The sequence below is a fragment of the Acidobacteriota bacterium genome, assembly GCA_035471785.1.
In the GTDB taxonomy this organism is placed as follows: domain Bacteria; phylum Acidobacteriota; class UBA6911; order RPQK01; family DATIPO01; genus JANQFM01.
In genome coordinates this window covers 1-13889 of sequence record DATIPQ010000077.1, presented here as the reverse complement: position 1 = coordinate 13889, position 13889 = coordinate 1, and the positions used below count along the sequence as shown (strand labels likewise).

19 protein-coding genes are annotated in these 13889 nt (G+C 61.4%); 13 read left to right on the top strand and 6 right to left on the bottom strand.

Annotated elements, in window-relative coordinates; genetic code table 11:
- Positions 1–90 precede the first annotated feature (90 nt).
- Both tdh and VLU25_10725 read left to right on the top strand, forming a co-directional pair.
- On the top strand, positions 91–1137 hold the full coding sequence (gene tdh / locus VLU25_10730) for an L-threonine 3-dehydrogenase (GenBank protein HSR68407.1): 1047 nt from the start codon (positions 91–93) through the stop codon (positions 1135–1137).
- Between the two features lie 36 nt (positions 1138–1173).
- Positions 1174–2298, top strand: coding sequence for a PilT/PilU family type 4a pilus ATPase (locus VLU25_10725; protein HSR68406.1), 1125 nt, complete (start codon positions 1174–1176; stop codon positions 2296–2298).
- 6 nt (positions 2299–2304) lie between these two features.
- Here the strand turns inward: VLU25_10725 and VLU25_10720 are convergent, their stop codons facing one another.
- From VLU25_10720 to VLU25_10710, 3 genes are read right to left on the bottom strand one after another with little or no spacing between them, the layout of a single operon-like run.
- On the bottom strand, positions 2305–2568 hold the full coding sequence (locus tag VLU25_10720) for a hypothetical protein (protein HSR68405.1): 264 nt from the start codon (positions 2566–2568) through the stop codon (positions 2305–2307).
- Positions 2569–2576: 8 nt separating this feature from the next.
- Positions 2577–3182, bottom strand: a complete 606-nt coding sequence (gene hpt / locus VLU25_10715) for a hypoxanthine phosphoribosyltransferase (GenBank protein HSR68404.1) — start codon at positions 3180–3182, stop codon at positions 2577–2579.
- Positions 3179–3523, bottom strand: a complete 345-nt coding sequence (locus VLU25_10710; GenBank protein ID HSR68403.1) for a hypothetical protein — start codon at positions 3521–3523, stop codon at positions 3179–3181. The genes hpt and VLU25_10710 overlap by 4 nt, the downstream gene beginning before the upstream one ends.
- A gap of 275 nt (positions 3524–3798) precedes the next feature.
- On the opposite strand from VLU25_10710, the gene VLU25_10705 reads away from it, so the two are divergent.
- A complete protein-coding gene (locus tag VLU25_10705) occupies positions 3799–4245 on the top strand; it encodes a hypothetical protein (protein ID HSR68402.1) in 447 nt (148 codons plus the stop codon).
- Between the two features lie 14 nt (positions 4246–4259).
- On the opposite strand, the gene VLU25_10700 is transcribed toward VLU25_10705, so the two are convergent.
- Together VLU25_10700 and VLU25_10695 are read right to left on the bottom strand one after the other, a co-directional pair.
- Positions 4260–5264 carry a site-2 protease family protein gene (locus VLU25_10700; GenBank protein HSR68401.1) on the bottom strand — a complete coding sequence of 335 codons (1005 nt, stop codon included), beginning with the start codon at positions 5262–5264 and terminating at the stop codon, positions 4260–4262.
- Between the two features lie 6 nt (positions 5265–5270).
- Positions 5271–5564 carry an HU family DNA-binding protein gene (locus VLU25_10695; GenBank protein HSR68400.1) on the bottom strand — a complete coding sequence of 98 codons (294 nt, stop codon included), beginning with the start codon at positions 5562–5564 and terminating at the stop codon, positions 5271–5273.
- 158 nt (positions 5565–5722) lie between these two features.
- Between VLU25_10695 and dcd the strand changes: the two genes are divergently transcribed.
- From dcd to pssA, 8 genes are all read left to right on the top strand, one after another.
- A complete protein-coding gene (gene dcd / locus VLU25_10690; GenBank protein ID HSR68399.1) occupies positions 5723–6286 on the top strand; it encodes a dCTP deaminase in 564 nt (187 codons plus the stop codon).
- Entirely contained in the window at positions 6283–6813 is a 531-nt protein-coding gene (locus tag VLU25_10685) for an LptE family protein (GenBank protein ID HSR68398.1), read from the top strand. The genes dcd and VLU25_10685 overlap by 4 nt, the downstream gene beginning before the upstream one ends.
- Positions 6814–6822: 9 nt before the next feature.
- Complete coding sequence (gene holA, locus VLU25_10680; GenBank protein HSR68397.1) at positions 6823–7773, top strand: DNA polymerase III subunit delta; 951 nt, start codon at positions 6823–6825, stop codon at positions 7771–7773.
- 149 nt (positions 7774–7922) lie between these two features.
- On the top strand, positions 7923–8204 hold the full coding sequence (gene rpsT / locus VLU25_10675; GenBank protein HSR68396.1) for a 30S ribosomal protein S20: 282 nt from the start codon (positions 7923–7925) through the stop codon (positions 8202–8204).
- 68 nt (positions 8205–8272) lie between these two features.
- Positions 8273–9232 carry a PhoH family protein gene (locus VLU25_10670; GenBank protein ID HSR68395.1) on the top strand — a complete coding sequence of 320 codons (960 nt, stop codon included), beginning with the start codon at positions 8273–8275 and terminating at the stop codon, positions 9230–9232.
- 196 nt (positions 9233–9428) lie between these two features.
- Complete coding sequence (locus VLU25_10665) at positions 9429–9659, top strand: DUF465 domain-containing protein (GenBank protein ID HSR68394.1); 231 nt, start codon at positions 9429–9431, stop codon at positions 9657–9659.
- A 152-nt stretch (positions 9660–9811) separates the two neighbouring features.
- Positions 9812–10417 (top strand): phosphatidylserine decarboxylase family protein, encoded by a 606-nt coding sequence (locus tag VLU25_10660; protein HSR68393.1) that lies wholly within the window; start codon positions 9812–9814, stop codon positions 10415–10417.
- 2 nt (positions 10418–10419) lie between these two features.
- Positions 10420–11181 (top strand): CDP-diacylglycerol--serine O-phosphatidyltransferase, encoded by a 762-nt coding sequence (pssA, locus tag VLU25_10655; protein ID HSR68392.1) that lies wholly within the window; start codon positions 10420–10422, stop codon positions 11179–11181.
- A 78-nt stretch (positions 11182–11259) separates the two neighbouring features.
- Here the strand turns inward: pssA and VLU25_10650 are convergent, their stop codons facing one another.
- Positions 11260–12075: a PDZ domain-containing protein gene (locus VLU25_10650; GenBank protein HSR68391.1), complete on the bottom strand. Its 816-nt coding sequence runs from the start codon at positions 12073–12075 to the stop codon at positions 11260–11262.
- Positions 12076–12289: 214 nt separating this feature from the next.
- Here VLU25_10650 and VLU25_10645 point away from each other — a divergent pair, with 214 nt between their 5' ends.
- The gene (locus tag VLU25_10645) at positions 12290–13189 is read left to right on the top strand and encodes a peptidylprolyl isomerase (protein HSR68390.1); all 900 of its coding nucleotides are present in this window, start codon (positions 12290–12292) and stop codon (positions 13187–13189) included.
- A 62-nt stretch (positions 13190–13251) separates the two neighbouring features.
- A partial coding sequence (locus tag VLU25_10640; GenBank protein ID HSR68389.1) for an RNA polymerase sigma factor occupies positions 13252–13889 on the top strand: 638 nt, incomplete at its 3' end.

Below are 13889 nucleotides of genomic sequence, written 5' to 3'. Positions count from 1 at the left end.
AATTGAGGGCGATATGGCAACGAGAGCGGGGCGCGGACCTTCCTGGGATGGGGAGCGGGCGCGGTCCAGCCGGGAAGAAACGGAGACTTCATGCCTGAACTGATGCGAGCTGTGCGAAAGCTCGGTCCCCGCGCGGGACTGGAGATGACCGAGATGCCGGTTCCCCGGGTCGGTCCCGAGGAGGTGCTTGTGGAAGTGCAAGCCGCCAGCATTTGCGGCACCGACCGTCACATCTACGAGTGGACTCCCTGGGCCCGCCACCGCTGCGGCGACAAGATTCCCTTTACCCAGGGCCACGAACTGTGCGGAAAGGTGGTGGAGACGGGAGAGCGGGTCCAGCAGCGCCGAGTAGGCCAATTCGTCAGCGCTGAAAGTCATATCGTCGACTACCAGGGCGAGTACTTCCGCAGAGGACTGGCTCACGTGGCGCCGGAAACCCGCATCATCGGGGTGGACCGGGACGGAGCCTTCGCCCAATACATCGTGCTGCCCTGGCAGAATGTCCGTCCCAATCCTCCCGACATGCCGCTCAAGGTGGCCGTCCTCAAGGAGAACTTCGGCAATGCCATTCATGTGGGGTATGCCGTGGAACTGGTGGGGCGGGACGTGCTCATCACCGGGGCCGGTCCGGTGGGCTTGATGACGCTGCTCATCGTAAGAGCCCTGGGAGCGCGCACCATCTTGGTATCCGACATCAGCCGCTACCGCCTCGACTTCGCCCTCAAGCTGGGAGCCGACGACGTCATCAATCCCAAGCAGGAGAAGCTGGTCGAGAAGGTGCGCGATCTGAGTCCGCACGGGGGAGTGGACGTGCTGCTGGAAATGTCGGGCGCTCCCCAGGCCATTGTGGGCGGCCTGGAGTTGCTTCACGCGGGCGGGCACGCCGTGGCCTTCGGATTGCCCGACGACCCCCTCACCCTTGAACTCAGCGATCTGGTCATCTTCAAGGGCCTCACCCTGCACGGAATCGTGGGACGCCGCCTGTGGGACACCTGGGAGAAGATGGAGTCGCTGCTCGACGGCGGATTGGTCGACCTTTCCCAGATCGTCACCCACCAGTTTCCTCTGGCCGAGTTCGACCAGGCTTTCAAGACCATGGAGGCGGGACGTTGCGGTAAAGTCATGATGCGGCCCTGACGATGAGATGTTGGACGTCACAGAAAGGTGAAATCGATGTCCAACCCGTCAACTCCGGCCGCTCAGGAACGCTCCGCGGCAACCCATTTCGAGGCCTTGCTCAAGCAGGCCATCACAGCCGAGGCCTCGGACATTCACCTGCGCGCCGGCAATCCTCCCCGCATCCGCCGCCACGGCGCCATCAAGCCGTTGCCCGGATGGGCCGCCCTGAACGCTTCCGATACGGCATCCATCGCCGCCCGCATCCTCTACCAGGCCCGCGTCCGCGACAAGGAAGAGGTGCTCAAGCGGGTCCGCGACCTGCTCGACGAGGACTGCTCCTACGCCTTCTCAGGAGGACGCTTCCGCGTCAATCTGTGCCGCCAGCGCGGCACCCTTGACGTGGTCATGCGGGTGGTTCCCGAAACGCCTCCGTGCCTGGACGAGCTTCAGCTCCCCGAAGTTCTGGCCGACATCGCCATGGAAGAACGCGGGCTGGTGCTGGTCACCGGCGTCACCGGGTCGGGCAAGTCGACCTCGCTGGCCGCCATGATCGACCACATCAACCATCATGCCGAAAAGAAGATCATCACCATCGAAGACCCCATCGAGTATCAGCATCGCGACATGCGTTCGGCCATCACCCAGCGCGAGGTGGGCGCCGATACCGAGAGCTTCAAGAAGGCGCTGAGGGCGGCCTTGCGCCAGGATCCCGACGTCATCATGGTGGGCGAGATGCGCGACCGCGAAACCATCGACATCGCCATGAAGGCGGCCGAGACGGGTCATCTGGTCTTCAGCACCCTGCACACCTCGGACGTGGAGAAGACCGTCACCCGCATCGTCAGCATGTTCGAGCGGGACGAGCAGTCGGTGGCCCGCCTGCGACTGGCCGATTCGCTCAGAGCCGCCATCTCCCAGCGCCTGCTGCCTCGCAAGGACGCCAGAGGACGGGTAGCCGCCATGGAGATCATGCGCGTCACTCTCTCCGTCAAGTCCTGCATCGAAGACCCCTCCAAGGGAGGCATGCTGGAGTGGGTGGCCAAGGGCGCTCAGTGGGGAATGCAGACCTTCGACCAGCACCTGACCCAGCTCTATCAAGAAGGCCTCATCCGCCTGGAAACCGCCAAAGCCGCCGCCACATCGCCCAACGACTTCGAGCGCAACCTGTCCTTTACCTAGGACTGCTCAGCGGGGAATCCACCAGAAGACCACAAGCAGCGCCGAGAGGATGGCGGCCAGCGCGATCCAGAGCAGAGGGAGGCGTCCGGCGCGGGCCCGGAAGCGGCTGGCGGGAGAAGTCCACTGCAGCTCGGACTTCTGGTAGTGGCGGCGGTAGTTGTCGCGGATGCCCAGCAGGACGCTCACGCCCATGGCGTAGAAGATCCCGAAAAGCAGCGTGAAGAGAGCCAGTTGAAAAAGACGGTCCGTCCACAGCCAACGCAAGTCCACGCTTCACCTCAGGCTTCGTCGCCCAGCGGAATCATGCGGAAGCGCCCTTGTCCGTCCTCCTCTTCGCAATCCACCTGGCAGCGGGCGATGTAGGGCAGGTTGCGGTAGCAGCCCCGGTAATCGAGTCCGTAGCCGATCAGGAACTCCTCCGACACCTCGAAGCCGGTATAGCGTACGGGGATGCGGGCCAGCCGCAGTTCGGGACGCGCCAGCAGCACCGCCACCTGCAAGGAGGCCGGATCGCGCTGGGCCAGTTGGGAACAGACGAAGTGCAGATTCAGTCCGGTGTCGATGATGTTGTCGGCCAGCAATACATGGCGTCCGCAGATGTCGTCGTCCAGGTCTTTGAGGAAGCTGGCCTCTCCGCCGGGACTGCCGTCGAAGCGGCTGACGGCCAGGAAGTCGAGGCGCACCGTCAGGTCGATGGCCCGCACCAGGTCGCAGACAAAGGGGACGGCTCCGTTGAGAAGTCCGATGACGGTCAAGTCGGCCCCCGCGTAGTCGCGCGAGATCCGGGAGGCCATTTCCTCCACCCGGCTCCGCAGGTCGGCCGCGTCGAAGACGATTTCATGTCCCAATGAAGGACTCGGCACTTGGGGAGAGGCGGCGCTCATTCTTGGGCTTCGAATTTCAGGCGCAGCTTGCGGAAGTCGCGCCGGTAGAGGATTTTCAGATTGAACTCGGGATAAAGGTTGCGGAAGCGGCGCACCTTGCCGTTCTTCTTGGTCACCAGTCGCTGCTTCATGGTGGTCAATTCGATGAAGAGGTCGAATTGAGGCAAGTAGAAATCGGGGGTGAAACTCTCGGCGATGTTGCCGGAATCATCGCGCTCCAGGGGAAAGCAAGCCGGCTCGTAACGCCACTCGATGCCATAGAAGTCGAGAAGGCGGGCGAAGTCTTCTTCGCTTTCATGGGCGAACTCGTTTTCCAGAGAAACAACATCCACGACTCCCATCTCGCCGTCATCTTCGCACAGCCCTCTGACTTGAAGTGCGCGGTGGAGGGCGGGGCGCCCGAGGCGCGCGCGGTCCTGTCCGCTAGCGGGCAAGGGCGTCCCGCCAGCGGACGCTGAAGGCCGCCTCCGGCCCCGCCGCGACTGCATTTGCAGATTGGCACTACTCTTGCTTTATGCTAGTGGTAAGACTGCGTGTCTTCTCGACCACGATATCGAGGACGGTGCGAATCGCCGCCCGACCGGCGTGGCTTCCGTCCGCTTGTTAGGAGGCCCTGATGTCTCGACGTGAACGCCTGCGCGAATTTGTAGAAGCGCCGCCTTCCGCTGACTATCTCGAGGAGAAGGAAGGAGAGGGATGGAAACTGGTGGCGCTGGAATTCGAGCGCCCTGCTCAAGGTCCGCCGCGCGAGGAGCAGGAACCGCTTTATCAAGAAGTCCCCTACGGACTGCGGGTGGCCGAAGATTGCCTTCACCTGGAAGAGAATGAAGAGGAACGGCGCGCCCTGGTCCTGATGCTGGAGCAGTTGATCGCCGACAAGAAGCTCTCCGAAGTAGCCTCGGCCCTCAACCAGGAAGGCCTGCGCACCCGCTCGGGCGACCGCTGGAATTCGCTTGACATCTTCAACCTTTTTCCGCGCCTGATCGAGGTGGCGCCGGTCATTTACCCGTCGGCCGATTGGGAGGCGGTGCGCCGCCGCGGACTGATCCGCGCCGCCGGCTAGACTTGTGGCAGCCCTTATCCCCAGCGGACGGGAACCGGCACGAAGGTGAGGATGAAAATCAGCAGGGCCACCAGCGCCCAAGCTGCCCGTCCTTTCCCCGGCCTGAGGCCCTGCTCGTCGAGGGGAGGCGGATGGCGGAAGCCGAACTTGCGCACCAGCAGCGCGAAGAGCAGGTAGGAGGGGAAGGGCCAGGACCAGATGCTGAGGGCCACCAGCGCCCAGAAGGTCAAGTGGGACACCATGCGGTGGACGCGGCGTCCGAAGAGGGCGTAGACGATGTGTCCGCCGTCGAGCTGGCCGATGGGCAGCAGATTGATGGAGGTGGCCAGGCCTCCGAACAGCGCCGCCCAGCCGATGGGGTGGATGATCCACAAATGGCCCTCGGGCAGAGGGCTCAGCCACTGCCCCACCCATTCGAAGAGCAGGGGAACCGCAAATACCAGTCCCCGGGCTTCGCTGTCCTGGGGAATCTCCACGCTTGACGACCAGAGCAGGGACAGCATCAGCACCGGAATCAGCACCACGAATCCGGCGATGGGCCCGCCGATGCCCACGTCGAAAAGCTCCTTGCGGTTGCGGAAGGGCTCGCGTATGCGGATGACGGCGCCCATCGTCCCGAAGATAAAGGGCACCGGGATCACGTACGGCAGGGTGGCACTGATGCGGTAGTAGCGGCAATAGAGATAGTGCCCCATCTCGTGGGCCAGCAAGATGGCCAGGATGCAGAAGCTGAAGGCCGCAGCCCGCATCCAATCGATGGAGCGCGCCACTCCCGCGATGGTAAAAGAATCGAACAGGGGGGCTCCCCACAAGCGGACTTTATCGATGAAGTAGCCGGAATCGTAAGTGACCGCGTGTTCCAGCCCGGCCATGACGGTGGTGAAGATGGTCAGCACCAGCATCAGGACGTTGATCCAGACGCGCGGGGAGGGGGGCTGCTCGGCCTCGGAGCCGGGCTCTTCCATCAGAAGGGGTTCAGGAATCGAGTCCCGCAGAGGCGGAAAAGACGGTTGGCTCAATGGTGGTCAGTGTTCGTTGGAGGTGGACTGCATATCGTTGAAGCGGATCTCTTTGCCCGGTTTGAAGCGGACTGTCTTGCCCGGCGGTATGGGAACCTCGTCTCCAGTACGGGGATTGCGTCCAATTCCGCTCTTGCGCGGCTTGACCATGAAGACGCCGAATCCGCGAAGCTCGATGCGCTCTCCTTCTTTCATGGCCGTCTTGAGGGCCTCGAAAACCGCATCTACGGCCGACTCCGCCTTGACTTTGGTGACCTCCATCCGATCCGCAACACGCCGTACAATGTCTTGTTTGATCACGGTACCCTGTAGCCTCCTGGGAATCGACAGCCCGTCGTTAAACTGTTCATAAGACTATACTTGTCTAAGCCTTTCGAGTCAACCTGCAGGAGCCTTTGGGAAAGCCCCGGCCCTTGGCCGCTTCACGGGGCGGGCCAGGGTAAGCTAAACTGCCCGCCATGGGCCTCAAGGCTGACCACTGGATCGAGCGCATGGCGCGCGAAAAAGCCATGATCGATCCTTTCCAAAGCTCTCAGGTGGGCGCGTCCGTCATTTCTTACGGCGTTTCTTCCTACGGCTACGATTTCCGCCTCTCGCGCTTCTTTAAGCGTCCGCCCCGGGGCGACGAGCCGCTGGACCCCAAGGCCGTGGCGGCCGACGATTTTATCCAGGAAGAGGGCGATTCCTGTCTTATCGAGCCGGCATCGTTCCTGCTGGCGCGTTCGCTGGAATACTTCCGCATCCCGCGCGACGTGTTGACGCTGTGCACCGGAAAATCGACCTACGCCCGCTGCGGGGTGGTGGTCAACGTGACGCCCTTCGAACCGGAATGGGAAGGTTACGCCACCCTATCCATTTCAAACACCGGCCGTCGTCCAGTGCGCATCTACGCCGGGGAGGGCATCGGCCAGTTGGTGTTCCTGAGCGCTCGGGAGCCCTGCCGCGTTTCCTACGCCGACCGCAAGGGCAAGTACCAGGCTCAGCAGGACATCACCACGGCCCGCGTGGAGGACGACTCATGAAGACCGGTCGGATCAGACATTTCGGGCCGGTTGTGCTGGCCTTGCTGATGACCGCCGCTTCCTGCGGATACAAGACGGCGGCTTCCCAGCGTCTCGACTACGGCATCAAGACGGTGGCCGTCATGCCGCTGGAGAACACCAGCGCCACCGCCGCCGTGGAGCAGTTGCTGACGCGCCAGCTGATTCGCGAACTGGTGGAGCGTTCGGGCTACCGGGTCATCGATGATCCCTCCCGGGCCGACGCCGTTCTCTCGGGCACGGTGGTGTCGGTACGCGCCAACTCGGTACTGTTTGGCCGCACCACCACCCTGGGCAGCACTTTTCTGGTGGAAATGCGGGCCCAGGTGGAATTTCAAAACCGCGTCACCGGCCAGGTGCTCTATCGCAACAACGACTACATTTTCCGTGAGCAATACCAGATCAACGCCGACGTCGACCATTTCTTCTCCGAGCAGAATCCCGCCCTGGGCCGCATCGCCGAAGACTTTGCGGGGTCGGTAATCAGCAGCATTCTGGAAGGTTTCTAACGCTTCACCATGGATCTCAAGGCTTTTCAAGGGTCGCTCTCCGATCCCCGTCCGGTTTATTTTCTCAAATCGGGCCAGGACTATCTGCGCAAGAAGGTCTTCGCCCTTTGCGAGGCCCAGGTCGAGGAGGGGGCGCGCAGCTTTGACTGGAAGGTTTTCGATTTGGCCTCGGATGAGACTTCGCAGGTCGTGAGCGCGGCCCGCACTCTTCCCTGGATGGGGCCGCGGCGCTGGATCTGGGTTCGCAACGCCGAGCAGGGCTCTGAAGAGCTGGGACGATACCTGAAGGATCCGGCCGCCCGCACGGTGATGATCGTGGAGGCCTCGCGCAAGGGCAAGGGCTGGCCCGCCAAACTCCCCAGCCTCGATTCGGAAAGCGATCTGCCGCCCCAGCAGTGGGTTCGCCGCAGGGCCCGCGACGAGGGCTTCGAGATGGAGCAAGCCGCCGCCCGCAGGCTGGTGGAATTGTCGGGCGAGGACTTGCAGCGTCTCGACAACGAACTGGAGAAGCTTTTTCTCTACACTCTGAAAGACCGCAAGATCACCTTGCAGGCGGTGTCCGACATGACGCTGCAGGCCCGCGACTACGACGTCTTCGCCCTAATCGGCGCGGTGGCTGAAAACGACTCCAAGAAGGCGCTTTCCATCCTGGGACGCCTTTTCGAAGCCGGCAATACGCCTCAGGCGGTGCTGGCCATGCTCTACTGGAACTTCCGCCGCCTGCTGGTGGCCAAGGAACTGCTGGAAGAACGGCGGATGCGCTTCTGGGACGTGCTCAAGAAACTCAAGATCTGGAGCTATAAGGGCAAGGAGCAGCAGGTGCGCCGCTATTCCCGCGCCCACCTGCAACGCCTGCTGGTGCGCTTGCGGGAAACCGACCGCCTGCTCAAAAGCACCTCCAGCAACGAGAAAGCGGCCTTGGAGCGCTTCATCCTGGAGGCATGCCATGCCGGCTCCTGAGGGCGGCGATGCAGCGAACTGCCTCTCGGCACCGTCGGCCTATTGACAGCAAGGGTACGGGAGCACTACAATCAAGGGCTTTGCTAGGGGGCGAGTTGCGTTCGGCTCACCCCCGGAGAAGATCGACATTTGAAGGAGAGACGAATCTCATGCCCAATATCAAGTCTGCCGCCAAAAGGATGAGGCAGAGCCGGGTCCGGCGCATGCGCAACCGCATTCGCCGCCAACAGATGCGGACCGCCATCAAGCGCTTCCGCCAGATGCTTGATGACAAGCAGGCGGCTGAAGCGCGGGAATTCTTGCCTAAGGTCTACTCGGAGATCGACAAAAAAGCCCGCAAAGGCGTCATTCACAAAAATGCCGCCGCCCGCTACAAGGCCCGCCTGACCAAGAGGCTGCACCAACTAGAGGCCGAAGGCACGGCGTCCTGAGCTGAGCGGGGGAGGAGCAGTCCCCGCCCGTCCTGACCGCTCCCCGCCCTCCCTCCCACAAGGCCCCCTTGAGAAACATCGACCTACCCGCACGCGGTGCGGAACTTCTTTTCGACGTCCAAGGCGAGACACTGCGCTTTCTGGAAGACGCCTTCGGCTGCAATATCCACGCCCGTGGCAACCGGGTCTCGGTGGAATCCGAGAGCGAAGAAAAAGAGCGCCGCCTGGCCCGCCTGCTGCGCGAGTTCTCCGACCTGGTGGAGAGCGGAGAGGAGTTCACCAACGGCGATCTGCAGCATGCCTTCGAGATGGTCTCCGAAGGCGCGGCGGCGACGCTGGGAGATTTCTTCCGCGACGTTCCCGTCATCCGCACCCCCATCCGCGAAGTCGTCCCGCGGGGCGCCAACCAGACCCGCTACGTGCGCATGATCGACAGTCACGACCTGGTGTTCGGCATCGGTCCGGCCGGCACCGGCAAGACGTATCTGGCGGTGGCGGTAGGAGTGCAGCGCCTCCTCAACAAGACCATCCAGCGCATCATCCTGGCTCGTCCGGCCGTGGAGGCCGGCGAGAAGCTGGGATTCTTGCCCGGCGACCTGCAGGAAAAGGTCAATCCCTATTTGCGTCCCCTCTACGATGCGCTCCACCACATGCTTTCCGGCGAGAAGGTCAACAAGCTGATGGAACGGGGCGTGATCGAGATCGCGCCCCTGGCCTTCATGCGGGGGCGAACCCTCAGCGATTCCTTCATCATCCTCGACGAGGCCCAAAACTGCACCTCCGAGCAGATGAAGATGTTCCTGACCCGTATCGGCATGAATTCGCAAGCCGTGGTCACCGGAGACATCACCCAGATCGACCTGCCTCGGGGACAGCGCTCCGGACTGATCGAGTGCATGGACCTCCTCTCCAGGGTGTCGGGCATCGCCTTTTGCACCTTCACCCAGAAAGACGTGGTGCGTCACCGCCTGGTCAAGGCCATTATCGAAGCCTACGATTCCCGCCGCTCTCCCGGGAAAGATCGATGAACGCGGAAGGGAAATCCAGGGCTGAAGTCCATTTCCGGCTGTTTATCCTGCACTTGAGGTACACAAAGCAGGGCGATCCAAATCCTTGAATAGGAACGGCGGAATCTGATACATTTAGCTGCGACAATGCGCCAAGCCTTAACACGCCACTTTTTTAAGCCCACAAACACAAAACAGAGAGGAGGGGTCGTCAATAATGGATGAGACGAAGCTCAGAGAGTATCTGGCCCAGAATGATGAGGAATTCCGGCAGCTCAGTCAGCAGCATCGCGAATTCGATCAGCAACTGGAAGCACTGATTCAGAAGCCCTATCCCAGCGAAGACGACCAACTTCGAGAAACGATCCTGAAAAAAAAGAAACTGGCGCTGAAAGACCAGATGCAGATGCGCATCAATCAATACGTGGCGCAGCAGGCCTCTGGTTAAGCGGCATGCGTTTCATTTGAGGAAAGGAACCCGGCGCCGCCGGGGCAGACGCTCGCTCAAGCGAGGCGTTCGTTCAACACCCGCGGAGTGCACTCCGCGGGTTTTTTTGTTCGCTCGGGCGGCTGCCGGAGTTTGCTATCCTTTGGAGGCTCATGGTCAAGGACGGCTTTTACTTCAATATTCCCGTGCTGGCTCTGATTGCCGTTTGTCTGGCGTTGGGGCTTTGGGCTTGGGCTGTGCCGTTGATTCTCCTGGGAGGCTTCGTCCTCTATTTCTTCCGCAACCCTGAGCGCGAGATCCCGGCCGATCCGGGCGCCTTGGTCTCGCCCGCCGACGGCAAGGTGGTGCAGGTTGAAGAGGACAGCAGCGGACTGCTGCGCGTCAGCATCTTCCTCTCGGTGTTCGACGTGCACGTCAACAGGGCCCCCATCGGCGGACGCATCGTGCGCCAGGACTACCATCCGGGACGCTTTCTGCTGGCCTTTGACGAACGGGCCTCGGTCGAAAACGAGCGTTTGGTGTTGACCATCGAGGATGAAGCGGGCCGCCAGCTCACCTTTGCTCTCATCACCGGGTTGATCGCCCGCCGCATCGTGCCCTGGAAAGTGGCCGGAGAAGAGGTCGCCAAAGGTGATAGAATAGGGCTAATCCGCTTTGGAAGCCGAGTCGACGTTTTTTTGCCCCGGCAGTGTCATCCTGAGGTGAGGAAAGGTGATCGGGTGATGGGCGGATCGAGCGTCATCGCCCGATGGAGCTAAGCGTGCTGTTCAATTCCAAAGAGTTGGAATCAGAAGCCCGCGGCCTCTTCTCGCCGCGGCGAAAGTTGCGCCGCAGCGTCTATCTGCTGCCCACTCTGTTCACCGTGGGCAATATTTTTTTCGGATTCTACGCCTTGATTTCGACGCTGGTCGGCGATTACGACATGGCCGCCATGGCTATCGGAATCGCCGTCGTGCTGGACGGACTGGACGGCCGGGTGGCCCGCATGGCCAACGCCACCAGCGATTTCGGCCTGCAGCTCGATTCACTGGCCGACGTTGTCAGCTTCGGAGTGGCCCCCGCCGTATTGCTCTATACCTGGGGAATGCAGGACTTGGGCAGGCTGGCCCAGTGCTCGGCCTTCATTTTTCTTATCTGCGGGGCCATGCGGCTGGCCCGCTTCAACGTTCAGACCAGCGACTTGAAGAGTTTCGCCGGACTGCCCATCCCCGCTGGAGCAGGCTTCGTAGCCGCCACCGTGCATTTCTTGAAGGCCCCACCTCCATGGCCCCACTTCGACCTGATGCTGGTGGTGGCCACCTACGTCGTTTCCTTCCTGATGATCTCCACCCTGCGCTATCCGTCCATGAAGAAACTCAACCTGGCGCGGGGCAAGAGCCACTTGCTGGTGGTCCTGGTGGCCTTGGCAGTGGCGGGAATGATCTGGTATTCGCAGGTGGCCCTCTTGCTGGTGGCCTATACCTACGCCGCCAGCGGCCCCTTCATCCGGCTCCTCTCGGCCCTTCGCAGACAGAGCAAGTGACAACCCTCCCCGGCCCAACTCACAAGCGGGAGGTTTGGAGGTTTCTTGCGAGTTGGGCCTTGGGAGTTGGACTTGGTCTCAAAGGCGGCGTTTTCCGCCCTTGGGGGGCGAGGGTTCTTCGATCTCGATGGTGAAGGACATGGCGCGTCCGCGGCGGTAGACGCGCAGGTCGTTGTTCTGGCCGGCCTTGAGCCTCAGGGAGAGGCGATGGGGCTGACCCACCTCGTCGCCGTTGAGCTCCACGATGACGTCGCCGGCTTGCAGTCCGGCGCGGGCGGCGGGGCTGTCGGCGACCACCTCGGTGACGAGAAGGCCCTGCGAGTCGGGGACTTCCAGGAAGTCGGCCAATTGCTCGGTGAGAGTGATCACTGAGACCCCCAGCCGCGGCCGCGAACTCATCACGAAGATGTGCGACCGGCCCTCGCCCGGTTCGACGCGGAAGCGTTCCAGATTGTCCCAGTCGAAGTCGAAGTGCAGATCGTCGAGGTCGCGGGGGCGGATGACCGAGCTCTGGCGTTTCCCCACCTGCACCATTATCTGCTGCTGCCGTCCGCCGCGGTTGACGGACAGATCGATCTCGCGTCCGGGAGGGGTCTCCGAAACCAGGCGCTGCAAGTGGCGGACACTCAGCACGGTCACGCCAGCGTACTCCAGGATGGCGTCTCCGGGCTGCAGTCCGGCCTCTTCCGCCGGGGTCCCCGGCTCCACACGCTCGATGACCACGCCGGCCACCCGTTGCAGGCTCAGGGAAGCCGCGTCATCTGCGTCCACGTTGCGCAGCTCTACCCCCAGGTAGCCTCCGTCCCTCTGCAAGAAACGGATCTCCTGAGCCAACAGGGGACCGGCCGCCAGCAAAGATACGCACAATAGAATCAAAAGGGATTTCAACCTCATTGTCCTGTAACTCCTTTCTAGATCGTCTACACGCCGGAAGACGTGTTCGGTTCCTAAAATACTACACTTGTAAGATTAGACGCGGACGGTTTGCCTTTGGTCGAAAAAAGAAGCCGTCCGACGATCGTGCTGCACGCATCTGCCCTTCGGCGCTGTGTTATGCTGACCGTCTTTGAACAAGCCCGTCGCTTTCCGCGGCGTTTTGGAGGATGATATGAGATTTTTGATGTCCCTTTCCCTTTCTGCGCTCCTGATGCTGGCGGCCGTTTTCCCTCTTCTGGCCCAGGAACAGGGCCAGGAATCGACCTCGCCTGAAGCTGACCCGGAAGAGGTGGTGGCGGAGATGGATGGCTACCGGCTGACCCAATCCGAGGTGGACCAACTGGTGGCGTCGCTGGGTCCAAGAGCCCGCCAGCAGTTGCAGGGTGAGAAGCAGCGCAGGCAGTTCATCCGCAAATGGATGGAGGTGAAGGCGATCGCCCGCGAGGCCGAGGAATCCGGACTCGACGAGGATGAGACCTTCCAGCGTCAGATGGAACTCCGCCGGACTCAGGCTCTGGCCGACTATTACCGCGCCAAAGTTTCCCAAGCGGCCAGCGTCAGCGAAGAGGACATGCAGGCCTATTACGAGCAGAACAAGGAGTACTTCCGCCATCCCCGCATGGTCAGGCTGAACAGCATCATGGTGGGCAGTGAAGAAGAAGCCAGGAGCATCGTCGAGCAGCTCAGGAACGGGGGGGACTTCGAAAAGATCGCTCAAGTGCGCTCCAAGGACATACGCACCCGAGACCGGGGCGGGTTCATGGGATGGATTCAGCCCGGACAGCTGGAAGCCGCCATGGAGCAGGTGGCCTTCGGCCTGGAGGAAGGCGAGATATCGGAGCCTCTGCGCACGGTACAGGGCTGGCATATCCTGATGGTCGACGGCACGCGGGAGCCCGGCTACTTGACGATCGACGACATTCGCGACAACCTTGCACAGCAGTTGCTGCAGTTGAAGCAGAAAGAGGAGGCCGATGAGCTGGCCCGCCGGGCCTCCGAGAAATACAATGTGAAACTGCATTTCGAACTCGAAAAGGAGGAAGAGGAAAGCCCTCCCGGAGAGCAGCAATAGAGTCGCCAGGCAAACGTTTCCAGGAATTTGCAACTTTTCAAACAGGACCCAATCAAAAGTAGTTGAGCGTAGATGGAAAAGGGCGAAAGCCCCGTAAGAAGCAGAATCTCGGCATCTCCCCCGAAGAGTTGGAGAAGCTGGTCGAGCGCGCCAAGAACGGCGACGTCGAAGCGTTCCATGGGATCTACGAGATCTTCGGAGAGCGCATTCTGAACTACATCTACCGATTGACAAGTTCAAGAGAAGACGCTGAGGATTTGGCCCAGGACACGTTCATCCTGGCCTTCCGCAAACTGGGGACGCTGAAAGACAACCGCAAGATTCAGAGCTGGCTGTACCGCATCGCCCAGAACAACGTCTTCCAAAAATATCGAGGGAAGAAGCATTACTTCGAATCGATTGACGAGGATGACGCCGTAGAGCTACCCGAGACGCAACAACACGGCGTTCCCTCCAAGTCGCCCGAGGAGGCTGTCTTGTCCGGAGAACTGGGTGAACTGGTTGAAAAGGTGATTGCCGACCTGCCGCCCAAGTACCGCGAAGTCTTCGTCCTCTCGGCCGTACAGAAAATGAGCTATCAGGATATCAGCGAAGTGGTCGGCCGGTCGCTTGCCTCGGTCAAATCCGACATTCATCGGGCTCGAGTGCAAGTCCGCGACAGGATCAAGGAGTATCTTGGTGAAAACTACGGAATGTCACA

Coding starts and splice junctions, on each gene's coding strand:
- tdh (HSR68407.1), top strand. CDS start 91: ATGCCTGAACTGATGCGAGCTGTGCGAAAGCTCGGTCCCCGCGCGGGA.
- VLU25_10725 (HSR68406.1), top strand. CDS start 1,174: ATGTCCAACCCGTCAACTCCGGCCGCTCAGGAACGCTCCGCGGCAACC.
- hpt (HSR68404.1), bottom strand. CDS start 3,182: ATGAGCGCCGCCTCTCCCCAAGTGCCGAGTCCTTCATTGGGACATGAA.
- VLU25_10710 (HSR68403.1), bottom strand. CDS start 3,523: ATGGGAGTCGTGGATGTTGTTTCTCTGGAAAACGAGTTCGCCCATGAA.
- VLU25_10705 (HSR68402.1), top strand. CDS start 3,799: ATGTCTCGACGTGAACGCCTGCGCGAATTTGTAGAAGCGCCGCCTTCC.
- dcd (HSR68399.1), top strand. CDS start 5,723: ATGGGCCTCAAGGCTGACCACTGGATCGAGCGCATGGCGCGCGAAAAA.
- VLU25_10685 (HSR68398.1), top strand. CDS start 6,283: ATGAAGACCGGTCGGATCAGACATTTCGGGCCGGTTGTGCTGGCCTTG.
- holA (HSR68397.1), top strand. CDS start 6,823: ATGGATCTCAAGGCTTTTCAAGGGTCGCTCTCCGATCCCCGTCCGGTT.
- rpsT (HSR68396.1), top strand. CDS start 7,923: ATGCCCAATATCAAGTCTGCCGCCAAAAGGATGAGGCAGAGCCGGGTC.
- VLU25_10665 (HSR68394.1), top strand. CDS start 9,429: ATGGATGAGACGAAGCTCAGAGAGTATCTGGCCCAGAATGATGAGGAA.
- VLU25_10660 (HSR68393.1), top strand. CDS start 9,812: ATGGTCAAGGACGGCTTTTACTTCAATATTCCCGTGCTGGCTCTGATT.
- VLU25_10650 (HSR68391.1), bottom strand. CDS start 12,075: ATGAGGTTGAAATCCCTTTTGATTCTATTGTGCGTATCTTTGCTGGCG.
- VLU25_10645 (HSR68390.1), top strand. CDS start 12,290: ATGAGATTTTTGATGTCCCTTTCCCTTTCTGCGCTCCTGATGCTGGCG.